We start from the raw sequence: 22,822 nt of genomic DNA, 5'->3' as shown, positions 1-22,822 counted from the left end.
TAAGGCCTCAACGGGAACAGCAGTTATGCGCAAAAGGGCAGCGGGGAGATGGCGTCGGACGGCAAGCTTGCCCGTCGCTTCAGGTCAGGGAAGCCAGGCGCTCCACGGTTTCAGGGTATTTCTCGACCAGGCGGATCAGTGTGGTGGCCTGGGCATTGGGCTTGGCCCGTCCCTGTTCCCAGTTTTCCAGGGTCCGGGTGTTGGTGCGCAGGTACAGGGCGAACACCGCCCGTGACAGCTTCAACTGGGTACGGATTGCCACCAGCTCATCGGCGCCGATGGGTTGCAGTTTGTTCAACTGAACCTTGTGGGTACGCAGGGTGACCTTGCCCTGGCGGTCATCGGCCAGGGCATCGAGGCCCTCAAGCAGTTCTGCAAAAATGTCACGCTTCATGATGGTTTCTCGCCTCTATCTCGCTGTTCAGAAGCCGCTTCAGGGTTGCCTTCTGTTGCGGGCTCAAATCGTCCTGCTCGTCCTTGCCGTACAGGGTGAATAGCCAGAACTGGGAACCTTGTGGCCATTTGTAATAGATCACCCGGATGCCACCCCGTTTACCTTTGTGTCGCGTCATGTCCATGCAGCGGACCTTGCGCAGTCCACCGGTGCCCTGGATGACTTCGCCCGCGTCGGGGTTATGCAGCAAGGCGAGCTGGAAACAGTGAAACGCCTCGTCGCCCAGGTAGGCTCTGCGATGACGTTCGAAGGGGGGCAGTTCGATAAACAGAGCATTCATTATTTGTACGCTACTCACGTATAGATTTAAAGAGGTAATGTGTGTCTGCTCTTCACCCTAGTTGAGTCCTGACAGCCTCTTTGTGGGACTTTTCCTGCGGATTTTCAGCGCTGGGAACAATGTTTGTCAGGAGATGGAGGCTGATCGCGATTGATTTTTTTCCTGCTCAACGAGTCGCTTTCCATCAATCCCGGCCCGGGAGGGTGCTCTAGATTGGATTCCAACGCCGGCAGCCGAACCGAGCGCTCAATCCTGGTCGAGGAGCACGTCCATGCAGCCTATTCATATCCAGAAACAACAATCCCGGGTCGAAGGTTGGGATCAGCAGAATCCCGAAGAAGCCTTCACCTTGCCGTCGCGGTATTTCTTCGATGAGGGGCTGTTCCAGGCCGAGCGCGACAATATTTTCATGGGTGCCTGGCATGTCGCCGGGCACCGCAACGAGTTCGCCGAACCGGGGCAGTACGTGGTCTGCGACCTGTTCGACCAGAGCATCGTGGTGGCCTGCAACCGGGAAGGGCAGATCCATGCTTTCCATAATGTCTGCCAGCACCGCGGCAACCGTTTGCTGGAACAGCGCCGTGGCACTACCGGCGGAGTGATGCGCTGTGCCTACCATTCCTGGTGCTATGAGATGGACGGCAGCCTGCGCAGCGCGCCGCGTTGCGAACGGATGAAGAACTTCGAGGCACAGCAGTTCAATATTCCCAAGGTGCGGACCGAGGAGCTGGGCGGTTTCATCTACTTCAACCTGGACCCCGAGGCGCCCTCGTTGCGCGAGCTGTTTCCCGGGGCCGACGAGGAAATGCGCCGGGTATTTCCCGACCTCGATGGGATGCAACTGATCGAAGAGCAGGATGTGATCGTGCCGGCCAACTGGAAAGTGATCATGGACAACTCCATCGAGGGTTATCACTTCAAGCTGTCCGGCCCGTGCCATATCGACCTGGCCAGACTGATCGACTTCAAGGGCTACCAGTTGACCAAACGCGACAACTGGTGGACCTACGCCGCGCCGGCCAATCTCGCCGCCACCGAGGCCTATGGGGTGAAACTGCGCAGCGACCTGAACCCCGAGGAATGCTTTTTCAATATCGGCCTGTGGCCGAACAACACCTTCTACACCTTCCCGTTTTCCGAGTTCCTCGGCTCGTTCATGATGATTCCGCTGGATGCCGAACGCTCGCTGCTGCGTTTCGGTTACTACTCCTCCAATGCCCGCACGGCTGAGGTCAGTAGCGCCTGCATGAAGTGGATGAATGAGGACCTGGGCCCCGAGGATATCGCCCTGAATATCTCGGTGCAGAAGGGCCTGCGTTCCCTGGGTTACGACCAGGGGCGCTACATGATCGACGCCCAGCGCAGCAACGAAAGCGAGCACCTGGTGCATCACTTCCATCGGTTGGTGTTCCAGGGCATTCACGGCCAGAACGACCGCTGAAATGCCAGGAGGTGGGCCGCGCAACTGCCCGCCTGAATCTTGCGAGGGAGTAGGTCCGATCATGTCCGAAGACGAATTCGATTACCTGATTGTCGGCGCCGGCTCGGCCGGTTGTGTCCTGGCCCATCGCCTGGGCGAAGATCCGGCCGTGCGTATCCTGCTGCTGGAAGCCGGTCCCGCTGATAGCAGTTGGACCATCGACATGCCCTCGGCGGTGGGCATTGTCGTCGGCGGCAGCCGCTATAACTGGAGCTACCTGTCCGAGCCCGAACCCGGGCTCGACGGGCGGCGGATCGGCACGCCACGCGGGCGCACCCTGGGCGGTTCGTCGTCGATCAATGGCATGGTCTATATCCGTGGCCATGCCCGCGATTACGACCAGTGGGCCGCCCAGGGTTGCAATGGCTGGAGCTATCAGGAGGTGCTGCCGTACTTTATCCGCGCCCAGGCCCATGCCGAGGGGCCGGACAGCTATCGCGGCGCCCATGGGCACTTGCACGTCACTCCGGGGAATATCGGTACGCCGTTGTGTGCCGCGTTTGTCGACGCCGGAGTCGAGGCCGGTTATGCGCCGAGCAACGACCTCAACGGTTATCGCCAGGAAGGCTTCGGTCCGGTGGACCGCACCACCCGTGGCGGCAAGCGCTGGAGTACCGCCAAAGGCTATCTACGCGAGGCATTGCAGCGAGGCAATGTTCAGGTGGTGACCGGTGCCCTGGCGCTGCGGATCCTGTTCAAGGGCAACCGTGCCTGTGGCCTGGAATACGAACAGAACGGCCATGTCTGGCAGGCCCTGGCCCGGCGTGAGGTGTTACTCACGGCGGGGGCGATCAACTCACCGCAGTTGCTGCTGTTGTCCGGTATCGGCCCGGCGGCTGAGTTGCGTGATCTGGGTGTGCCGGTCCGGCATGACTTGCCGGGCGTTGGCCAGCGCCTCAACGATCACCCCGATGCCGTGGTGCAGTACCTGTGCAAGCAGCCGGTGTCGCTTTACCCCTGGACCACCGCGCCGGGCAAATGGTGGATCGGTGCCCGCTGGTTTGTCAGCCATGACGGCCCGGCGGCCAGCAATCATTTCGAGGCCGGTGCGTTTATCCGCTCGCGGGCCGGGGTCGAGCATCCGGACCTGCAACTGACCTTCATGCCCCTGGCGGTCAAGCCCGGCAGCGTCGACCTGGTGCCGGCCCATGCGTTCCAGGTGCATATCGACCTGATGCGTCCCAGCAGCCTGGGCAGTGTCACCCTCGCCAGCAGCAACCCACGGCAGCCGCCACGGATCCTGTTCAACTACCTCGGCACCGAACAGGATCGCGCCGACATGCGAGCGGGGGCGCGGCTGGTGCGCGAAATCATCAGGCAACCGGCGATGGCGGTATTTGCGGGGGAGGAGTTGGTGCCCGGTGCTCAGGTACAAAGCGATGGAGAACTCGACGCCTGGGCCCGGCGTGTCACCGAAACCGGCTACCATGCCAGCGGCACCTGCAAGATGGGGCCGGGCGACGATCCGGAGGCGGTGGTCGATCCACAACTGCGGGTCCATGGCGTGGAGGGCTTGCGGGTGGTGGATGCCTCGATCATGCCGGTGATCGTCAGCGGTAACACCAATGCGCCGACGGTGATGATCGCAGAGAAGGCCAGCGATATGATTCGTGGACGGACACCCTTGCCGGTGGCGCAGGCACCGGTGTGGATACACCCGCATTGGCAAACCGAACAACGTTGAGAGGCCTGTTTTCGATGAGCCCGCAAACCAGTACCCACTCACCCGACTGGCGTCGTGCCGATGCCGCGCCCTTGCGGATTGCCGTATTGCTGTTGCCGTCGTTTTCCCACCTGGGCCTGGCGGCGGTTATCGAGCCGCTGGTGATTGCCAACTGGCTGACCCAGCGTGCGCTCTTCGAATGGACCCTGCTGTCCCTTGACGGTCAGCCGGTGCTCGCCAGCAACGGCTTGTCCACGATGGTTGCCGGTAGCCCCGATGCCGAACAGGGCTTTGATGCCTGCCTGGTGATCGCCAGTTTCGATGTGCACAAGCACAGCCGCAATCAATCGCTGAAAAGCTGGCTGCGCAAGCAGGCGCTGTTCGGTGCGGTGCTGATGGGGGTGGAGACCGGCACTGAACTGCTGGCCGCCGCGGGCGTGCTGGATGGTTATGAAGCGGCGGTGCACTGGGACAATTGGCAGGGCTTCCAGGAAAGCTACCCGCGGGTGAAGGCCCGGACCCAGCTCTATACCCTGGAGCGTCAGCGCCTGACCTGTGCCGGCGCCACCTCGACCCTGGACATGATGATCAGCTGGCTCGGGCAGAGCGTGGACAGCGACCTGGCCCGCGAGATTGCCATGCATCTGCTGATGGGCCGTGTGCGCCAGCCGCTGGATAACCAGCTCGACGATGGCCTGGCGAGTACCCGGCTGTCCAGCGCCAAGATGCGCCGCGCGGTGCAATGGATGGAGCAGGCGCTGGAGGAACCGCTGGACTGTGAGGCGATTGCGGCCAAGGTCGGCTTGTCCCAGCGTCAGTTGGAGCGTCAGTTCAAGCAACACACCGGCTTGTCACCGCTCAAGTACTACATGAGCTTGCGCCTGGCGCGGGCCCATAACCTGTTGCAACAGACCCGCTTGAGCGTGGCCCAGGTCGCGGCCTGCTCGGGATTTGGTTCGCTGGAGCATTTCTCCCGCACCTACCGGGCACGTTTCGGCTGCCCGCCGAGTGAGGACCGCAGCCAGGTGTTCAGTGCTCCGGTGATGCGCCAGCCACTCTGTAGGAGCCAGCTTGCTGGCGATGAACGATAACGCGGTGTGCCTGAAACACCGCGACGTTCTTGCGATTCGCCGGCAAGCCGGCTTCCACGGTGGCTCAGTGGCCGTCGGTTAGTCCGCGAACTCCGGTTCCTCCTCTTCGAGAATCCCCAGCAACGCGGCAAAATGCTTTTCGGCAAACCCCGGATAGTCCCGCCATTGCCGCGCGGTCTTGCGCGCCACCTCGTCGCTGGCGATACGCAAAGGCCGTCCCGTCGAGAGCGCGGTGATATACACCTCGCACGCCCGCTCGAAGTAATACAGATCATCGAAGGCCTGGGCCACGCTGGGGGCCGCCACCAGCAGGCCGTGATTGCCCATCAGCAGGATCGGCTTGTCCCCCAGCAGCCGGCCGACCCGCTCGGCCTCGTCGCCCAGGCCCATGCCGTCGAACCCTTCATCGATCGCCACCCGTTCGAAGAAACGCATGGCGTTCTGTTCGATGGGCGGCAGCCGCGAATCCGCCAGGCAGGCCAGTGCGGTGGCATATTTCGAATGGCTGTGCAGGATGCAACGGGCATGGGGCTGATTGCGGTGCAGCGCACTGTGCAGGGCCGAGGCGGTGATATCCGGTGCATTCGGGCCGGCCAGGCTCGAAGGATCGTCGGCGTTGACCTGCAACAGGTCACTGGCCTTGATCCGCGAGAAATGCCGACCGTAGGGGTTGATCAGAAACTCCCGGCCATCCGCCGACGTGGCCACGCTGAAATGGTTGGCAATCGACTCGTGCAGCCCCAGCCGCGCCGCCCAGCGAAAGGCGCAGGCCAGTTCCCGACGCAGCCGTGCCTGTGGCGATGACAGTGCGGCAGCGGTGTGTTCGATGGCGATGTTCATGCTGGACTCCTGACTCCGGCGGATGATGCTCAAGAGTCTAGGGATCCGACCCGTGGCCGCTTGATGGGAAGCGACACGGGTTGACGCCATTGCCTCAGTCGCCGCTGAAGACTTGCACGATCAGCCAGGCGTTCGCCGCGCTGATCACCATGAACAGGCCCCAGGCCAGGACCTTGGTGTACCAGCGATTGACGAAGGGTCCCATCAGGCGCTCATCGCTGGTCATGCGAATCAGCGGATACAGCGCAAAGGGCAATTGCAGGCTCAGCACCACCTGGCTCAGCACCAGCAATTTACCCACCGCGTCTTCGCCCATCAGCCAGACCCCGGCAAAGGCCGGGATCAGTGCCAGGCCACGGGTGATCAGGCGGCGCTGCCAGCAGGGGATCTTCAGGTTCAGGTAGCCTTCCATGATCACCTGGCCGGCGATGGTGCCGGTAAAGGTCGAGCTTTGCCCGGACGCCAACAGCGCGATGCCGAACAAGGTACTGGCGAACGCGCCGCCCACCAGCGGGTCGAGCAGGTGATAGGCGTCCTGGATCTCCACCACTGCGGTATGCCCGTTCTGGTGGAAGGCCGCCGCGGCAAGGATCAGGATCGCCGCGTTGACCAGCAAGGCCAGGGCCAGCGAGCCCAGGGTGTCGATGCGTGCCAGTTGCACGGCGTCCTGGCGGCTGGCGAGGTCGCTGCCGATCAGCCGGGTTTGCACCACCGAAGTGTGCAGGTAGAGGTTATGGGGCATCACCGTGGCCCCGAGAATGCCGATGGCCAGGTACAACGGAGCGGCATCGCTGATGGCCGAAAGGGAGGGTTTGAAACCCTGGAACACGTCCGGCCAATAGGGTTTGATCAGCACCAGCTCAATGAAGAAACACACGCCGATGGTCGCCACCAGCACCAGCATGATGGCTTCCAGGCGCCGGAAACCACGGTTCTGCAACGCCAGGATCAGCAGGGTATCGAAGGCCGTCAAGGCAATGCCGAAGGTCAGCGAGCAACCCAGCAGCAGATGAAAGGCCAGGGCGCAGCCGAGCACTTCGGCCAGGTCCGTGGCGATGATCGAGATCTCCGCCAGTGCCCACTGGAATTTGGCCGAACGCGGGCTGTAGCGTTCCCGGCACAACTGCGCCAGGTCGCGGCCCGTGGCGATCCCCAGGCGTGAGCAAAGGCATTGGACGGCCATGCCAGCGAGGCTCGCCAGCAGCACCACGAACAGCAGGTTGTAGCCGTAACGCGAGCCGGCCTCGATCGCCGTGGCCCAGTTGCCGGGGTCCATATAGCCGATGGAAATCAGCAGGCCGGGGCCGGCGAAGCGCAGGGCGCGCTTGAAGAACGGCGCCCCGCGATCGACTGCAATCGAGCCGTTCACTTCAGACGGACAGAAGGGGGCGGTGGCAACTTTCGGCAGGCTGAATTTCACACGGCGTTCCAGGACAACAACTGAGGAAGCGCCAGCTTAGACGTTTGGCGGGCGCAGCCCAAGCTATCGAGGCGATTGAGTCTGTCGCTAGTGGCCTCAGGGTTGCCACGGCGTGACATCGCCGCTGAGCTTGCGATCGAGGAAACACGCGGCGCTGATCAGGGCCAGGTGGGTCAGCGCTTGTGGGGTATTGCCCAGGTGCCGGGCTTGGGAGTCGAACTCTTCGGCGTACAGCCCAAGGGGGTTGGCATACCTCAGCAGTTGTTCGAACTCCAGGTGCGCCTGTTCCACGCGCCCGGCCCGGGCCAGGCACTCGACGTACCAGAACGAGCAGGCGGCGAAGGCGCCTTCGGCGCCGGGCAAGCCGTCGATGGGGTGATCGTCGTTGCGATAGCGATAGACCATGCCGTCGCGCACTAGGCTTTTCTGGATCGCCTCCAGGGTTGCCAGCCAGCGTGGATCGGTGGCGCCGACAAAGCGCACCAGCGGCATCAGCAGCATCGAACCGTCGAGGCCGGTGCCGCCGCTATGCTGGACGAAATGCCCGCGTTCCGCGTTCCAGAAGTTGCTCCAGATATCGGCGTGTATCGCTTGGCGAGTCTGGTCCCAGCGGGCGAACGGCGCCGGTAGCGAGCGCTTGGAAGCCAGGCGGATGGCGCGGTCCAGGGCGACCCAGCACATCAGCCGCGAATGCAGGAAGTGATGTTTCTCGCCACGCATTTCCCAGATCCCGACGTCGGCCTGGTTCCAGGTGGCGCAGACCTGATCGACGATCTGGCCTACATGCAGCCAACCTTCATGGGAAATCGCTTCGCCGTATTTGTTGGTCAGGTACACCGCGTCCAGCAGCTCGCCGAAGATATCCAGCTGGATCTGCTCGTAGGCCTGGTTGCCGATGCGTACCGGGCGGGCATTGCCGTAGCCGGACAGGTGCGTCAGTTCGGTTTCCGGCAGTTCCTGGGTGCCGTCGATGGCGTAGAGGATGTTCAGCTTCAACGGCTGGTCGCTGCAATCGCCGACCCGTCCGCGCAACCAGCGCATGAAACCATTGGCTTCCTCGACGTAGCCCAGGCGCATGAAGGCGTAGATGGTGAAGGAGGCGTCGCGGATCCAGGTGTAGCGATAGTCCCAGTTACGCTCGCCACCAGGGCTTTCCGGCAGGCCGAAGGTGGCGGCGGCGAGGATTGCGCCGTGCTTGCGTGAGGTCAGCAGCTTGAGGGCCAGGGCCGAACGGTTGACCGCTTCGCGCCAGCGTCCACGATAGTTGGAGCGGCTGAGCCAGTGACGCCAGAAGGTCAGGGTGCGTTGCAGGGCGAGATCGCTGCCGCCGACCTTGATCCGTGGATCGTCGGCGCCGCCGAGGAGGAACTCGGCGCTCTGTTGTTGTTCCAGGCTGAAGGTGGCGACGGCAGCCTGCCGGTCCAGTTGCAGCGCTTGGTCGGCACACAGGCGCAGGCTGGGCTGGTCCGGCGCGTCGAAGCACACATCATCGCCGTCGAGGCGGGCGCGGGTGGCGGCACGGGCGTAGTCATGGCGCACGGCGCAACGCAGTTGGAAGGTGGCGCGGCCGCTGATCACCCGGACCCGGCGGATCAGCATCGGCAGGTCGTCCTCATCGTCGCTGACCGGCAGCAGGTCGGTGATTTCCACCACTGCGCTGTCGCTCAGCCAGCGGGTTTGCAGGACATTGGTGTCCGGCAGGTAGATCTGTTCGCGACGGGCATCGGGCAGGTCCGGGGCCAGTTGGAAAATCCCGGCGTCGGGGCTGTCGAGCAAGGCGCAGAAGATCGAGGGGCTGTCGAAGGCCGGCCAGCAGAAAAAGTCGACGCTGCCACGGTCGTTGACCAGCGCGGCGCTACTCATGTCGCCAATGACGCCGTGGGCCTCGATGGCGCTCTGGGGTTCGGTGGAAAGATCAGGCATGGCCGCGAAACTCCGGGTAGAGAGGCATGCCGTTGTCAGCGCAGGCCTTTGAATGCACTTACTGAGCTGACTGGCATTCCTCGGCGGAGTTCAGATGGGCTGGGGCTTATTGCTCCGGCGTGGTCTCGGGCGCCGGGTCACCGCCGTAGTGCTGGCCCAGTTCGACGCGGTTCTCCTCGACCCAGCCGGTGAAGTCGTCACCGCTTTTGGCGATATACATGACCTGGGCCCAGCCATCTTCGGTGCTGGCATACACCGTGAGGCCATCGCCGGGAACGACGAAGACTTTTTTGGTGATGCAGGTGCTGTTCGGGGCGCTGTGAAAGTAGGCCCGGCCCTGGCCGATGACCTTGCCTTCGACGGGCGGGCGGTAGCTGCCGGCTTCGGCATTGGCCTTGTCATTCAGGGCGTCGCAATCGACCGGCGCTTCGCCGGCAAAGACCACGGACGAGAGGCTTAGCAGCAAGCAGGCAAAGGGCAACAGGCGGGCGGTGCGTTCCATGCGATAGGTGTCCATCAGGGGTTGGGAAAGTGGGCTGGTCATCAGCGAAGGGCCGGTTGCGGATCAGCCGGGCAGGGCAACCGGCGTGAGCACCGGTTGGCCGGAAAAATAGGCCAGCAGGTTTTCTTCCACCAGCCTCACCGTGGCTTCGGAGGCTTCCGGCGACAGGCCGGCCACATGAGGGGTCAGCACCACATTGTCGAGGTCCTTGAGAACTTGCGGTACATTCGGTTCGTCGTCGAACACGTCCAGTGCCGCGCCGGCGAGGCGACCTTGCTGGAGCGCGTCCACCAGATCGCGGGTCACCACCACGCTGGCGCGGGCAATGTTGACCAGGAAACCTTGTGGCCCAAGTGCCTCGAAGACCTGGCGGTCGATCAGGCCGTCGGTGCTGGCACCGCCCGGCGTGGCGATGATCAGGAAGTCCGAGGCCAGCGCCAGTTCGGTGGTCGTGGCGCAATACTGGTAATCGATATCCGTACGTGGACGGCGGTTGTGGTAACTCACCGTCATGTCGAAGCCCAGGGCCGCGCGCTGGGCAATGGCCAGGCCTACCGCGCCCATGCCGAGGATGCCCAGGCGTTTGCCGCCGAGGGACGGGCGGGTCAGCTTGCGCCATTCGCCGCGCCGCACCGAGGCATCGGCCTGGGGAATGTCCCGGACCAGCGACAACAACAGGGCCATGGCGTGATCGGCCACGGGCGAAGCGTTGGCGCCGGCGCCGTTGGTCACGACAATACCGCGTTGTGCCGCGGCGTGCAGGTCGACCTTTTCATAACCGGCACCGAGCACGCAGATGATCTCGAGTTTCGGCAGGGCGGCCATTTCATCGGCGAACAGCCCCAGCGGACCGCGGGTCAGCACCACGTTGATGCGCTCGCCGTGGGTGGCGATGGCCTGCGCACGCAGGGCTTGGGTCGGCGCCAGGATCAGTTCGAAGCCGTGCTTCTGGATGATCGGCAAGTAGTCGTTGACGGTTTCCACGAGTACCAGCAGCACGTTGCTCATGTGTTTCTCCGGGCCGTATCAATAAGGAATGACCGGCAAGGCATCGCCCTGCCGGTGGTTGAGCTCAGGTCGCTCTGGCGCCGTAGCGACTTCGGTAGTCACTGGGGGAAAAACCGGTGATTTTCTTGAAGGTCGAACGGAATGCACCGGGGTCCTGGTAACCCACGGTCCAGGCGATATGGTCGACGGTGCCGTTGGTGAATTCAAGCATTTCCCGCGCCTTGCCGACTCGCAGGTGTTGGCAGTACTCCGTCGGGCGCAGGCCGGTGGCAGCGCGAAAGCGCCGCAGAAAGGTGCGTTCTTCCAGGCCGGCCTTGTCGGCCATGGTATTCACGCTGGCTTCCAGCGCGCCGCTGCTTTGCAACCAGTGCTGGACCTTGAGGATCGCCGCATCGCCGTGTCCCAGTATCGGCGCAAAGTTTCCAGCGCATTCGCTGTTGTCCCGGTGCTCGATCAGCAGGTAGCGCGCCGTGCGGGTGGCGATGCCCGGCCCCAGCAGCCGTTCGACCAGGCGCATGCCCAGTTCGGCCCAGGCCATCAACCCGGCGGTGGTGATCAGGTCGCCGTCGTCAATGATCGGTTTGTCGGTGTCGAGGCGTATCTGCGGGTAGAGCGCGGACAAGGCCTTGGCCGAATTCCAGTGGGTGGTGGCGGGGCGCTGATCGAGCAGGCCGGTCTGTGCCAGCACGAAGGCGCCCATGCACACGGAGCCGATGATCGCTCCGCGGCTATGTTGTTCGCGGACCCAGTCGGCACTGAGCAGCAAGGCCGCCGGTGAGGGCGTCTCGCCCAGGGAGGGCGGAATGACCACGGCGGCCGGGTGGCTCGCCGTGCCCGGTCGGCTGTCGTAGACCCGCTCGATCGACTCGCCCGTGGCGCTGGTGGCCCAATGGCTGATGCGCAGCAGCCGGGCCGCATCGCCGTGTTCGGCGACCATGCGATTGGCCACGCTGAACAGGTCGGTCAAGCCGTGGATGGCGGCGGTCTGCGCGCCGGGATAGAGGAGCAGGCCGATTTCGGCCACGGCGCTGTCTTTCAACCCATGGGTTGTCGGGTCGGTCGCGTCCATTGTCAGTTTTCCCCTCGAAAGTGTCGGTCCGGCCAATCCCCGGAGCACGCTGCGAACTGGATACTTGATCCGGTAACGCAAAGCAACCGAACGCTGCACCACTCAATCGAGGAAAATGATATGTCCGTACAAGCACTGATCCTGGTGGATATCCAGAACGACTATTTCCCAGGTGGCAAATGGACCCTGAGCGGCGCCGATGCAGCGGCCGACAAGGCTGCCGCGATTCTGGCCGCAGCGCGCGAGGCCGGCGACCTGGTGGTGCATGTCCGCCATGAGTCCGCGAGCGCCGATGCGCCGTTCTTTGTCCCGGGGTCCGAAGGCGCGCAGTTGCACGCCAAGGTGCTCAATCGTGCCGATGAGCAGGTGATCCTCAAGCATTTCATCAACTCGTTTCGCGACACCGAACTGGGCGCGGTGCTGGAACGCAATGACGTCAAGGAACTGGTGGTGGTCGGCAGCATGAGCCACCTGTGTGTCGACGCCATCACCCGCGCGGCGACTGACCTGGGTTACCCGGTCACGGTGATTCATGATGCCTGTGCTTCACGGGACCTGGAGTTCAATGGCCTGACGGTGCCGGCGGCCCATGTGCATGGAGCGTTCATGGCGTCCCTGGCGTTCGGTTATGCCTCGGTGGTATCCGCCGAGCAATGGCTGGCGCGCTAAGCCGTCACGGGCGAACCCGGTCTCCCCGGCAGGCGTCGGCCTGCTGGGGAGGACACGGCGGTTATTGAACGCCCCCCAGAATCGATTTCGGCTCGAGGAACGCCTCCAGCCCGAAGGCCCCGTATTCCCGGCCGATGCCCGACTGCTTGAAACCGCCGAAGGGTGCCGCCGGCTCGTGGGCCAGGGTGTTGATCAGCACGCGTCCGGCCTCGAGGCGGTCGGCAACCTGGCGGGCCCGTTCGGCGTCGCTGGACATCACATAGGCCTGCAGGCCGTAAGGTGTGTCATTGGCGATGCGGATGGCGTCTTCCTGATCACGGTAGGTGATGATCGACAGCACCGGACCGAAAATTTCCTCACGGGCGATGGTCATTTCGTTGGTCACGCCACTGAACACGGTCGGGCGCACGAACCAGCCCTTGTCCATGCCCTCGGGCAGGCCTTCGCCGCCCACCAGCAGTCGGGCACCGTCGTCGATACCGATGCGGATATAGCGTTGCACCCGCTGCCATTGTTTTTCACTGACCATCGGCCCGACGCTGGTCTGTGGGTCCAGTGGATTGCCGACCTTGACCGCGTCGATGGCCTGGAGCACGGCGGCTTCGACTTCGTGCAGGCGTGCCTCGGGCACCAGAATCCGGGTCCCGGCGATGCACGCCTGGCCGCTGTTCATGAAGCCGGCCTGCAAGGCCAGGGGAATGGCCTGGCTCAGGTCGGCATCGTCGAGGATCACCACCGGCGATTTGCCGCCCAGTTCCAGGGTGACGCGCTTCAAGGTTTCGGCGGCGCTGCGCAGGATGCTCTTGCCCACCAGGGTGGAGCCGGTGAAGGAGATCTTGGCGATATCCGGATGGCTGCTGATCGTGGCGCCGACGGTTTCACCGCGACCGGTGACGATATTGAACAGCCCCGGCGGCAGATCGGCTGCGTGCAGGGCCTCGGTGACGATACGGGTCTGGATCGCGCTCATTTCGCTGGGTTTGATCACCGTGGTGCAACCGGCGGCCAGGGCGGCGGCCAGTTTGCCGCAGATAAAGCCGGCGTCATTGTTCCAGGGGGTGATCAGGCCCGCCACGCCGAGGGGCTGCATGATCACCTCGGCGGTCCTGGCCCGGCGCTTGAAGTCGTAGTTTTCGAGGACCTTCGCCGCTTCCAGAAAGACGCTGGCGGCATGCTGGGCCATCCAGCGCGAGCGCGAGGCGGGGGCGCCGTATTCCTCGATGAGGGCGTCGTTGAGTTGGTCTTCCCGGGCGACAATGGCCGCGTGCATGCGCTGCAACATGGCCAGGCGTTCGGCCTTGCTGGTGCGGGAGAAGGCCGGGAATGCGGCCTTGGCGGCGGCAATCGCGGCGTGGGCATCCTGTTCGTCCGCCAGGCGTACCTGACCGATGACTTGGCCGGTCGCCGGGTTGAACAGGTCGAACAGTTCCTGGCCATGAGGGGTGACAAAGGCGCCATTGATATAGATATGGTCGATGCGTTGCATGGCTGCTCCGAGGCGTGGGTCTGTGGTGTCAATCAGGATAAGCGTCTAGGATTGGCCTGATAAGCCGGATGAAGCGGCATGAGTTAGTGAGTGATATAGGATAATGCGCACATCAGGCCTGACAGAATTGGAGGCGGTGCTGGCCGTGGCCCGGCATCGGAGTTTTCGTGCGGCGGCCACCGAGCTGGATGTCTCGACCTCGGCGCTGAGTCATGCGGTGTCGGCGTTGGAGGCGCGCATCGGTGCTCGGCTGTTCAATCGCACCACCCGCAGTGTGGCGCTGTCCGAGGCCGGGGCGCAGTTTGTCGAGAGTATTGCGCCGGCGATGTCGAGCATTCGCGAGGCGATGGAACAGGCCGGCAACCACGGCGATGTGCCGACCGGCACCTTGCGCATCAACAGCGCGGTGGGTGCGGTGAAGCAGGCGATGCCGCTGTTACTGGAGTACATGCGGCGCTATCCGCAGATGAAGGTGGATATTGTTACCGAGGGCAAGTTGATCGATATCGTTGTCGAGGGCTTCGATGCCGGGATCCGTCTGCACGACAGTGTGCCCCAGGACATGATCGCCATCCCGCTGGGTTTGCCGTTGCGGTTGTTGGTGATGGGTAGCCCGGAGTATTTCTCACGTAATCCGGTGCCGCAGACGCCGATGGACCTGTTGAACCATCGCTGTATCCGCCTGCGTTTGCCCAGTGGGCGGATCTATCACTGGGAGTTCGAGCGCCATGGCGAGTCCTATGAGATCGATGTGCAGGGTGTGCTGACCCTGGATGAATCGACCCTGGTGCTGGAGGCCGCGCGGGCGGGGTTGGGCCTGGCGTATGGCTCGCAGTGGAATGCCAGCGCCGACCTGGCGGCGGGCACCCTGGTGCCGGTGCTGGAGGAGTGGACGCCGCCTTATGGTGGGTTGTCGTTGTATTACCCGGGGCGGCGGCATGTGCCGGCGGGGTTGCGGGCGCTGGTCGAGTTGATTCGCGAGCGTAGTGAACAGGGCCTCAATGTCAATGCGCTTCCCCGGCCTTGACCCCCGCCGGCAGCGCCTTGGTCAACAGCACCGCCAACATGCTGATCCCCAGCGCGATCCCGACAAAATGGAAGGCGTCGTTATAGGCCATGATCGATGCCTGCTGATGGGTGATCTCGCTCAGCTTGCCCAGCGCCGCGCTGTCGCTGCCCAGGGTATTCGTCAGCGCCGCCAGGCGTTCGGCTACCTGCGGGTTGCCCGGTACCACCGCCTCGCGCAGATAATCGAAATAGACCTTGGTCCGTGCATCCAGCAAGGTCGCGAGCAGGGCGATGCCGATGGCCCCGCCGAGGTTGCGCAGGATGTTGAACAGGCTCGACGCCGACCCCGCGTCCTGGGGCTGGATATAGGCGGTGGCGATCAGCGAGATGGTCACCATGATCAGCGGCTGCCCCAGGGCGCGGATGATCTGGATCTGGTTGAACTGTGGGCCGGCAAAGTCCGGGTTGAGCACCCCGGAAGAAAAACTCGCCAACCCGAACAGACCAAACCCCAGGGCACAGAGCAGCTTCGGCGAAACGAACTTCATCAGCTTGGGCACCAGCGGAATCAGGAACAGCTGCGGTACTCCCATCCACATGATCACTTCGCCGATCTGCAGGGCGTTGTAGTTCTGGATCTGCGCCAGGTACAGCGGTAGCAGGTAGATCGAGCCGTACAGGCCCACGCCCATGCCCAGGCTGGAAATGCTCGACAGGCCAAAGTTGCGGTTCTGCAGGATGCGCAGGTTGATCAACGGGTTGGGTTTGGACAACTGCAGAATCACGAACGTGATTAGGCTCAGCAGGGCGATGCTGCCCAGCGTCACGATCAGGTCCGATTCCAGCCAGTCCTTGCGGTGGCCTTCCTCGAGGAACACCTGCAGGCACCCAAGGCCAATGCCGAGGCTGACGATTCCGGCGTAGTCGGTGCTCTTGAGCAGTTCCCAGTGGGCTTCTTTCTTTTCCAGTCCGTAGAGCAGCCCCGCGATCATGATCAGGCCGGGCGGGATGTTGATGTAGAAGATGTATTGCCAGCCCCAGTTTTCCGTGAGCCAGCCACCAATGGTCGGACCGATGGACGGGGCAAAGGTGGCGGTCATGGCGAACATGGCCATGCCCTTGGCGCGGTGGTGGTCCGGCAGCTTGATCAAGGTCAGGGTGAACGCCAGGGGGATCAGCGCGCCGCCGGTGAAACCCTGCATGGCGCGGAACACGATCATGCTTTCCAGGCTCCAGGCCATGGAACAGAGCAGCGACGAGCCGAGGAAACCCAGGGATACCCAGACCGCCAGCCGCCGCGCCGAGAGCAATTGCACCAGCCAGGCGGTGAGGGGAATCATGATGATTTCCGCCACCAGGTAGGAGGTGGAAATCCACGAGCCCTCTTCCAGGGTCGCCGAGAGTGCGCCCTGGATATCCTTGAGCGAGGAGTTGGTGATCTGGATGTCGAGCACCGCCATAAAGGCGCCGAGCATCACGCTCATCACCGCGATCCAGTCCCGGCGGGTCGGTTCACCCACCGGTCGGATCAGTTGATCACCGGCCATGCTGGGCGTCGCGCAGGTCGACCTTGACGGTGACCGACATGCCCGGACGGATCTTGCCTTGCAACGGGTTGTCGGCGGCAAAGGTCAGCTTGACCGGGATGCGCTGCACCACCTTGGTGAAGTTGCCGGTGGCGTTGTCCGGCGGCAACAGGCTGAACTGGGCGCCGGAGGCGGCGAACAGGCTCTCGACCTTGCCCTGGATCGGCGTGTCCTCATAGGCGTCGAAGGTCAAGGTCGCGCTCTGGCCCGCCTGCATGTGGCCGATCTGGGTTTCCTTGAAGTTGGCCTGGATCCAGATGTCCTGGTCCGGGACGATGGACAGCAGGTAGGCACCGGCCTGCACATACTGGCCGTTGCGTGCCGCGCGCTGACCGACCAGGCCGCTGATGGGCGCATGGATCTCGCTGCGGGTCAGGTTCAGTTCGGCCTGGGCCAGGTCGGCCCGGGCGTTGGCGATCTGCGCATCGAGGCGCTTCAGTTCGGCCCCCAGGGCGATCACTTGCTGGCGCTGGCCTTGCAGGTCGGCCTGGGCCTTGGCCACTTGCGAGCGGGCGATATGGTTATCGGCGGAGAGCGTGGTGACCCGTTCTTCCGAGACGTAGCCGGGTTTACGCAAGGTCTGCGCGCGGTTCAGGTCGAGTTGCGAACGGCCGAGGCTGGCCTGGCTGGACGCGACCTGGGCATCGGCGGCGGCGATCAGGCTGGCCTGCTGGGTCAGCTTGCTCTGGGCCTGCACTCGTTCGGCCTCGCGGGTGGCGAGGGCGGCATTGGCGCGGTCGATGGCCAGCTGGAAATCAGCCCCTTCGAGCCGGACCAGCAACTGGCCCTTTTCCACATGTTGGTTGTCCGCCACCAGCACTTCGTCAATGCGTGCGCCCAGCTGGCTGGAAACGCGGGTGATCTCGCCCTGGACATAGGCGTTATCGGTGCTTTCATAAAAGCGTCCCCTGAAGAACCATTGGGCGAAAAAGCCCAGGGCGATCACCAGGACCAGGAACAGGAAAATAAACAGTCGACGCTTGAGTTGAGAGGGCATGGGCAGTAACACATCAATGTGTAAGTGAATTTTACGGTAGACGAATCTGGCACAGCAGGATTAATGGGTAAATGCCAGTCGCCGAGAAAGCCCGGTTTTCGGGGCCTGGAGCCATTTTTAGACCGAAGCTTGGCTTATATGCCCTGGCCCGATGCCCTGCGCTGGAGCCGGGACGGTTGCGCCTGTTACCATTCGCCCTTTGTTTTATCTCCACTTCGAGACCGCCCATGACCACCGTTCGCACGCGCATCGCGCCATCGCCCACCGGCGATCCCCACGTCGGCACCGCCTACATCGCCTTGTTCAACTACTGCTTTGCCAAGCAGCACGGCGGTGAGTTCATCCTGCGGATCGAAGACACCGATCAGTTGCGTTCGACCCGCGAGTCCGAACAGCAGATTTTCGATGCCCTGAACTGGCTGGGTATCACCTGGGCCGAAGGCCCGGATGTCGGCGGCCCCCACGGTCCGTACCGGCAGAGCGAGCGTAGCGAGATCTACAAGCAGTACACCCAGCAACTGGTCGACATGGGCCACGCCTTCCCGTGCTTCTGCACCGCCGAAGAGCTGGACCAGATGCGTGCCGAGCAGACGGCCCGCGGCGAAACCCCGCGCTACGACGGTCGTGCCCTGCTGCTGTCGAAGGAAGAAGTGGCCAGCCGCCTGGCCGCCGGTGAACCCCATGTGATCCGCATGAAGGTGCCGAGCGAAGGCGTCTGCGTGGTGCCGGACATGCTCCGTGGCGACGTCGAGATCCCGTGGGACCGCATGGACATGCAGGTACTGATGAAGACCGACGGCCTGCCGACCTACTTCCTGGCCAACGTGGTCGATGACCACCTGATGGGCATCACCCACGTGCTGCGTGGCGAAGAGTGGTTGCCGTCGGCACCCAAGCTGATCCTGCTCTACGAATACTTCGGTTGGGAACAGCCGCAGCTGTGCTACATGCCGCTGCTGCGCAACCCGGACAAGAGCAAGCTGTCCAAGCGCAAGAACCCGACCTCGGTGACCTTCTACGAGCGCATGGGCTTCATGCCTGAAGCCATGCTCAACTATCTGGGCCGCATGGGCTGGTCGATGCCCGACGAGCGCGAGAAGTTCTCCCTGGATGAAATGGTCGAACACTTCGACCTGTCCCGCGTCTCCCTGGGCGGGCCGATCTTCGATATCGAGAAACTCTCCTGGCTCAACGGCCAGTGGCTGCGCGACCTGCCGGTGGAAGAGTTCGCCAGCCGTGTGCAGAACTGGGCGCTGAATCCCGAGTACCTGATGAAGATTGCACCGCTGGTCCAGGGCCGGGTCGAGACCTTCAGCCAGGTCGCACCGCTGGCGAACTTCTTCTTCGCCGGCAGCTTGCCGCTGGATGCCAAGCTGTTCGAGCACAAGAAGCTTTCCGCCGATGACGTGCGCAAGCTGATGCAGTTGATCCTCTGGAAGCTGGAAAGCCTGCGCCAGTGGGAAAAGGACAGCATCACCGCGACCATCCAGGCGGTAGTCGACTCCCTTGAGTTGAAGCTGCGCGATGCCATGCCGTTGATGTTTGCCGCGATCACCGGGCAGGCCAGTTCGGTGTCGGTGCTCGATGCCATGGAAATCCTCGGCCCGGACCTCACGCGTTTCCGTCTGCGCCAGGCGCTGGACTTGCTGGGCGGTGTGTCGAAGAAAGAAAACAAGGAATGGGAAAAGCTGCTGGGCGCGATTGCCTGAGTCAGTGTCGGCCATGCACCAGCCGTTTCCCTGGCTGGAGGCGTGGCCGACAACCCCCCGTTTTTCCGGGGGAGGGCGGTAAGTGATTGTTATCCCGGAAAATTCTTTTAAGAAATGTTTAAAAAAAGTTTGACAGGGCAATGGGTCGCACTTAATATGCGCCCCGTCCACAAGACAACACGGAAACACAGCGGCAACGCGAGTGAGAAGTGAATGTCGAATGTGGGGCTATAGCTCAGCTGGGAGAGCGCCTGCATGGCATGCAGGAGGTCAGCGGTTCGATCCCGCTTAGCTCCACCAATTTTAGAAGCTTCAGGGTAAGCTACACTGCTCTGGGGTTTGTACTATGAATCGGAACCAGCACCGATCAGGTACACAAGGGTTTATGTCCCCTTCGTCTAGTGGCCTAGGACACCGCCCTTTCACGGCGGTAACAGGGGTTCGAGTCCCCTAGGGGACGCCAGTTTTACAGAAACGATGTTGCAGGTTGATATCGTTCCGCCTCCGAGGCGATAAATCCGGGGCTATAGCTCAGCTGGGAGAGCGCCTGCATGGCATGCAGGAGGTCAGCGGTTCGATCCCGCTTAGCTCCACCAATTTACACTTCAAGGTCTGGCCACACCGGCCTTGAAGCGATCAACACTCAGTGTTGATCATGTTAGAAGGGTTTGTGTCCCCTTCGTCTAGTGGCCTAGGACACCGCCCTTTCACGGCGGTAACAGGGGTTCGAGTCCCCTAGGGGACGCCACGATTGCCCGCTCTGCGGGATTTTATAAGGGTCATTCAATTATTGAATGGCCCTTTTGTTTGTCTGGCGTTTGGCCTTTTTCCTCTGCAATCCACTTTTTGATACCCATGGCTCGGACCAGCGGTCAAAATAAACCCTTGCGGAAAAATATTATGCGAATAATATTTTCTGCGTGATGTCTGGAGGTGGCAATGAACGACAAGAAAGCTCAAACCCGCGAACGCATCCTGCAGGCGGCGAGTAACGCCTTGATCCAGCGCGGCCCGGTCGAGCCGAGTGTCAGCGAAGTGATGGGCGCCGCCGGGTTGACCGTGGGTGGTTTCTACGCACACTTCGAGAGCAAGGACGCGCTGATGCTGGAGGCGTTCAAGCAATTGCTCGCCCAGCGTCGGGCGAAGATGAGCGAAGTGGACAGCCAGTTGCCGGGAGAGGAGCGGCGCGCCTTGTTCGCGGCGTTCTATCTGTCACGCAAACACCGTGACGCGGTGCAGCAGGCCTGCCCTATCCCCTCGATCGTCGGCGAAATGTGCAACCTGCCGGAGTGCTTTCGTGAAGCCCTGAACGAGCATGTGGAGCTGATGGTCGCGCAACTGGCGGCCAGTCCCGAGGACACCGACAAGGCCCTGGCCGATATCGCCCTGATGATCGGCGGCCTAGCCGTGGCCCGGGCGCTGGGTCCTGGCGAATTGTCCGACCGACTCTTGCGGGCGGCCAAAACGGCGGTCATCTGAGGACTGTTCCGTTACACTGCTACGGTCTTTGATTTGACCGGGAGCAGTACATGAGTTGGGATCTGGCGACACCCTTCGTCCTCGATTTGCAGGTGGCCGACGAGGATATCGACGGTCTCGGGCATGCCAACAACGCGGTGTATGTCAGCTGGCTGGAGCGCTGTGCCTGGCGTCACTCGCAGCGCCTGGGCCTGGACCTCACCGAGTATCGGCGCCTGGACCGGGCCATGGCGGTGGTCCGCCATGAGATCGACTACCTGGCCGCCGCCTACGAAGGCGACGAGTTGCAACTGGCGACCTGGATCGTCGACTGGGACGAGCGCCTGAAGATGACCCGGCGTTTCCAATTGGTCCGTCCAAGCGACAACCTGACCCTGCTGCGGGCGCAAACCACCTTTGTCTGCATCGAGCTGTCCAGCGGCAAGCCCAAGCGCATGCCGGCGGAGTTTATCGAGGGTTACGGGCCGGCCGTGCAGCCGGTCTGAGGGCATACCGGTTTGTGCCGGAACCCCGTAAACTGCGGCACTTTTTTGAGGGTCGTTTTTTTTGATGACCCCTTTTTCCTATGAGAGTCCCCATGCAAATTGCCCTGGCACCCATGGAGGGGTTGGTCGACAACATCCTGCGTGATGTGCTGACCCGCGTCGGCGGTATCGACTGGTGTGTCACCGAATTTATCCGGATCAATGACTCGCTGTTGACGCCTGCCTACTACCACAAGTTCGCCCCCGAACTGCTGACCGACGCCCGCACGGCTGCCGGCGTGCCGCTGCGGGTGCAACTGTTGGGCTCCGACCCGGTGTGCCTGGCGGAAAACGCGGCGCTGGCCTGTGAGCTGGGCTCGCAGGTCATCGACCTGAATTTCGGCTGCCCGGCCAAGACCGTGAACAAGTCCCGGGGCGGGGCGGTGCTGCTCAAGGAGCCGGAGTTGCTCAACGCCATTGTCGAGCAGGTTCGCCGTGCGGTGCCGGCGCATATCCCGGTGACGGCGAAGATGCGCCTGGGGTTCGACAGCCCGGATGGGGCGCTGGTCTGCGGCACGGCGCTGGCCGAAGGCGGCGCCTCGCAGATCGTCGTGCACGCCCGCACCAAGGTCGACGGCTACAAGCCTCCGGCCCATTGGGAGTGGGTGGCGCGGGTGCAGGAAGTGGTCAAGGTGCCGGTGTTCGCCAATGGCGATATCTGGTCGGTGGACGACTGGCGGCGCTGTCGCGAAGTCAGTGGCGCCGAGGACATCATGCTCGGCCGCGGCCTGGTGTCGCGCCCGGATCTGGCCCGGCAGATCGCTGCGGCGCGGGCCGGCGAAGAGGTCGTGGAGATGACCTGGACCGAGCTGCAACCGCTGCTTCGCGACTTCTGGGCGCAAGCAGTGGCGCAGCTGACGCCACGTCAGGCCCCGGGCCGGTTGAAGCAGTGGCTGGCGATGTTGACGCGTAATTATCCGCAGGCTGTGGAGTTGTTCAGCATCATGCGCCGCGAGACCGATTGCGACGCGGTCGGACGTCTGTTGAACGTGCCGTTGCCGGAAGCGGCCTGAAAAATTTCACGACGATCTCTTGAAATACCTGGGCGAGTTCCTATCTAGGGAGTACGCGATGCCGAATTCGGGTCGCGGACTAAACCACTCGCTGAATTTCAGGAGATTGACATGACTACCGCATTTTCCCTGGCTCCACTGTTCCGTTCTTCCGTCGGTTTCGATCGTTTCAACGATCTGTTTGAAACCGCATTGCGCAATGAGCCGGGCAGCAGCTACCCCCCTTACAACGTTGAAAAACATGGCGAAGACGAATACCGCATCGTCGTGGCCGCGGCCGGTTTCCAGGAAGAAGACCTGGAGCTGCAAGTCGAGAAAGGCGTGTTGACCGTCAGTGGCGGCAAACGTGAACCCAAGGTCGAAAACATCAGCTACCTGCATCAGGGGATTGCCCAGCGTGCCTTCAAGCTGTCCTTCCGCCTGGCTGACCATATCGAGGTCAAGGCGGCCGGCCTGAGCAACGGTCTGTTGAACATCGACCTGCTGCGGGTCGTGCCGGAAGAGGCGAAGCCAAAGCGCATTGCCATTAACGCCGGGCAAAAACCGGTTCTGCAGCACTAAGCGCCAGCTTGCTAAAAAAGAACCCCGCTTCGGCGGGGTTCTTTGTTGATGCCATATGCA

Annotated in this window: 21 protein-coding genes and 4 tRNA genes; 14 read left to right on the top strand and 11 right to left on the bottom strand. The window is 62.8% G+C overall.

The window, feature by feature from the left end:
- Nucleotides 1-79 precede the first annotated feature (79 nt).
- Nucleotides 80-394 (bottom strand): helix-turn-helix domain-containing protein, encoded by a 315-nt coding sequence (locus tag HX866_RS13830; RefSeq protein ID WP_177092308.1) that lies wholly within the window; start codon nucleotides 392-394, stop codon nucleotides 80-82.
- Nucleotides 384-734: a toxin gene (locus tag HX866_RS13825; RefSeq protein WP_177100435.1), complete on the bottom strand. Its 351-nt coding sequence runs from the start codon at nucleotides 732-734 to the stop codon at nucleotides 384-386. Before HX866_RS13825 ends, HX866_RS13830 begins: the two co-directional genes overlap by 11 nt.
- Nucleotides 735-1,005: 271 nt before the next feature.
- On the opposite strand from HX866_RS13825, the gene HX866_RS13820 reads away from it, so the two are divergent.
- From HX866_RS13820 to HX866_RS13810, 3 genes are all read left to right on the top strand, one after another.
- Nucleotides 1,006-2,175 carry an aromatic ring-hydroxylating oxygenase subunit alpha gene (locus HX866_RS13820; RefSeq protein WP_177139995.1) on the top strand — a complete coding sequence of 390 codons (1,170 nt, stop codon included), beginning with the start codon at nucleotides 1,006-1,008 and terminating at the stop codon, nucleotides 2,173-2,175.
- Between the two features lie 61 nt (nucleotides 2,176-2,236).
- Nucleotides 2,237-3,898 (top strand): choline dehydrogenase, encoded by a 1,662-nt coding sequence (locus HX866_RS13815; protein ID WP_177139994.1) that lies wholly within the window; start codon nucleotides 2,237-2,239, stop codon nucleotides 3,896-3,898.
- A gap of 14 nt (nucleotides 3,899-3,912) precedes the next feature.
- Nucleotides 3,913-4,968 carry a GlxA family transcriptional regulator gene (locus HX866_RS13810; RefSeq protein ID WP_177092304.1) on the top strand — a complete coding sequence of 352 codons (1,056 nt, stop codon included), beginning with the start codon at nucleotides 3,913-3,915 and terminating at the stop codon, nucleotides 4,966-4,968.
- A 78-nt stretch (nucleotides 4,969-5,046) separates the two neighbouring features.
- Here HX866_RS13810 and HX866_RS13805 read toward each other — a convergent pair whose 3' ends face one another.
- From HX866_RS13805 to HX866_RS13780, 6 genes are all read right to left on the bottom strand, one after another.
- Nucleotides 5,047-5,808, bottom strand: coding sequence for a class II aldolase and adducin N-terminal domain-containing protein (locus HX866_RS13805; RefSeq protein WP_177092303.1), 762 nt, complete (start codon nucleotides 5,806-5,808; stop codon nucleotides 5,047-5,049).
- Nucleotides 5,809-5,902: 94 nt separating this feature from the next.
- The gene (locus tag HX866_RS13800) at nucleotides 5,903-7,165 is read right to left on the bottom strand and encodes an Nramp family divalent metal transporter (protein WP_371319261.1); all 1,263 of its coding nucleotides are present in this window, start codon (nucleotides 7,163-7,165) and stop codon (nucleotides 5,903-5,905) included.
- A 159-nt stretch (nucleotides 7,166-7,324) separates the two neighbouring features.
- On the bottom strand, nucleotides 7,325-9,151 hold the full coding sequence (locus HX866_RS13795; protein ID WP_177092301.1) for a glycoside hydrolase family 15 protein: 1,827 nt from the start codon (nucleotides 9,149-9,151) through the stop codon (nucleotides 7,325-7,327).
- Nucleotides 9,152-9,257: 106 nt separating this feature from the next.
- Nucleotides 9,258-9,695, bottom strand: coding sequence for an SH3 domain-containing protein (locus HX866_RS13790; RefSeq protein ID WP_177092300.1), 438 nt, complete (start codon nucleotides 9,693-9,695; stop codon nucleotides 9,258-9,260).
- A gap of 21 nt (nucleotides 9,696-9,716) precedes the next feature.
- On the bottom strand, nucleotides 9,717-10,661 hold the full coding sequence (locus HX866_RS13785; RefSeq protein WP_177092299.1) for a 2-hydroxyacid dehydrogenase: 945 nt from the start codon (nucleotides 10,659-10,661) through the stop codon (nucleotides 9,717-9,719).
- A 64-nt stretch (nucleotides 10,662-10,725) separates the two neighbouring features.
- Nucleotides 10,726-11,730 carry a GlxA family transcriptional regulator gene (locus tag HX866_RS13780; protein WP_177139993.1) on the bottom strand — a complete coding sequence of 335 codons (1,005 nt, stop codon included), beginning with the start codon at nucleotides 11,728-11,730 and terminating at the stop codon, nucleotides 10,726-10,728.
- 120 nt (nucleotides 11,731-11,850) lie between these two features.
- Here HX866_RS13780 and HX866_RS13775 point away from each other — a divergent pair, with 120 nt between their 5' ends.
- Entirely contained in the window at nucleotides 11,851-12,399 is a 549-nt protein-coding gene (locus HX866_RS13775; RefSeq protein ID WP_177092297.1) for a cysteine hydrolase family protein, read from the top strand.
- 61 nt (nucleotides 12,400-12,460) lie between these two features.
- Here the strand turns inward: HX866_RS13775 and HX866_RS13770 are convergent, their stop codons facing one another.
- Nucleotides 12,461-13,885 carry an aldehyde dehydrogenase family protein gene (locus tag HX866_RS13770; protein WP_177139992.1) on the bottom strand — a complete coding sequence of 475 codons (1,425 nt, stop codon included), beginning with the start codon at nucleotides 13,883-13,885 and terminating at the stop codon, nucleotides 12,461-12,463.
- A gap of 103 nt (nucleotides 13,886-13,988) precedes the next feature.
- Between HX866_RS13770 and HX866_RS13765 the strand changes: the two genes are divergently transcribed.
- The gene (locus tag HX866_RS13765; RefSeq protein WP_177124482.1) at nucleotides 13,989-14,912 is read left to right on the top strand and encodes a LysR family transcriptional regulator; all 924 of its coding nucleotides are present in this window, start codon (nucleotides 13,989-13,991) and stop codon (nucleotides 14,910-14,912) included.
- On the opposite strand, the gene HX866_RS13760 is transcribed toward HX866_RS13765, so the two are convergent.
- Together HX866_RS13760 and HX866_RS13755 are read right to left on the bottom strand one after the other, a co-directional pair.
- Nucleotides 14,890-16,380: an MDR family MFS transporter gene (locus HX866_RS13760; protein WP_177093327.1), complete on the bottom strand. Its 1,491-nt coding sequence runs from the start codon at nucleotides 16,378-16,380 to the stop codon at nucleotides 14,890-14,892. The genes HX866_RS13765 and HX866_RS13760 overlap by 23 nt on opposite strands.
- A gap of 49 nt (nucleotides 16,381-16,429) precedes the next feature.
- The gene (locus tag HX866_RS13755; RefSeq protein WP_177139991.1) at nucleotides 16,430-17,476 is read right to left on the bottom strand and encodes an HlyD family secretion protein; all 1,047 of its coding nucleotides are present in this window, start codon (nucleotides 17,474-17,476) and stop codon (nucleotides 16,430-16,432) included.
- A 227-nt stretch (nucleotides 17,477-17,703) separates the two neighbouring features.
- Here HX866_RS13755 and gltX point away from each other — a divergent pair, with 227 nt between their 5' ends.
- The 9 genes from gltX (at nucleotide 17,704) to HX866_RS13710 (ending at nucleotide 22,762) form a co-directional block, all read left to right on the top strand.
- Nucleotides 17,704-19,185 carry a glutamate--tRNA ligase gene (gltX, locus tag HX866_RS13750; protein ID WP_177092293.1) on the top strand — a complete coding sequence of 494 codons (1,482 nt, stop codon included), beginning with the start codon at nucleotides 17,704-17,706 and terminating at the stop codon, nucleotides 19,183-19,185.
- 224 nt (nucleotides 19,186-19,409) lie between these two features.
- Nucleotides 19,410-19,485 (top strand) — tRNA-Ala (locus HX866_RS13745).
- Between the two features lie 87 nt (nucleotides 19,486-19,572).
- Nucleotides 19,573-19,648 (top strand) — tRNA-Glu (locus HX866_RS13740).
- 57 nt (nucleotides 19,649-19,705) lie between these two features.
- Nucleotides 19,706-19,781: transfer RNA gene (locus tag HX866_RS13735), tRNA-Ala, on the top strand.
- 76 nt (nucleotides 19,782-19,857) lie between these two features.
- Nucleotides 19,858-19,933 (top strand) — tRNA-Glu (locus tag HX866_RS13730).
- Nucleotides 19,934-20,124: 191 nt separating this feature from the next.
- Nucleotides 20,125-20,664: a TetR/AcrR family transcriptional regulator gene (locus tag HX866_RS13725; RefSeq protein ID WP_177092292.1), complete on the top strand. Its 540-nt coding sequence runs from the start codon at nucleotides 20,125-20,127 to the stop codon at nucleotides 20,662-20,664.
- A gap of 50 nt (nucleotides 20,665-20,714) precedes the next feature.
- Nucleotides 20,715-21,149, top strand: coding sequence for an acyl-CoA thioesterase (locus HX866_RS13720; RefSeq protein WP_177092291.1), 435 nt, complete (start codon nucleotides 20,715-20,717; stop codon nucleotides 21,147-21,149).
- Between the two features lie 92 nt (nucleotides 21,150-21,241).
- Nucleotides 21,242-22,201 carry a tRNA dihydrouridine synthase gene (locus tag HX866_RS13715; protein WP_177092290.1) on the top strand — a complete coding sequence of 320 codons (960 nt, stop codon included), beginning with the start codon at nucleotides 21,242-21,244 and terminating at the stop codon, nucleotides 22,199-22,201.
- A gap of 111 nt (nucleotides 22,202-22,312) precedes the next feature.
- Entirely contained in the window at nucleotides 22,313-22,762 is a 450-nt protein-coding gene (locus HX866_RS13710; RefSeq protein ID WP_177092289.1) for an Hsp20 family protein, read from the top strand.
- The last annotated feature ends 60 nt before the right edge of the window (nucleotides 22,763-22,822 follow it).

The sequence above is a fragment of the Pseudomonas gingeri genome (assembly GCF_013386165.1).
Lineage (GTDB): Bacteria > Pseudomonadota > Gammaproteobacteria > Pseudomonadales > Pseudomonadaceae > Aquipseudomonas > Aquipseudomonas gingeri_C.
This window is presented reverse-complemented; position numbering and strand designations above follow the sequence as displayed.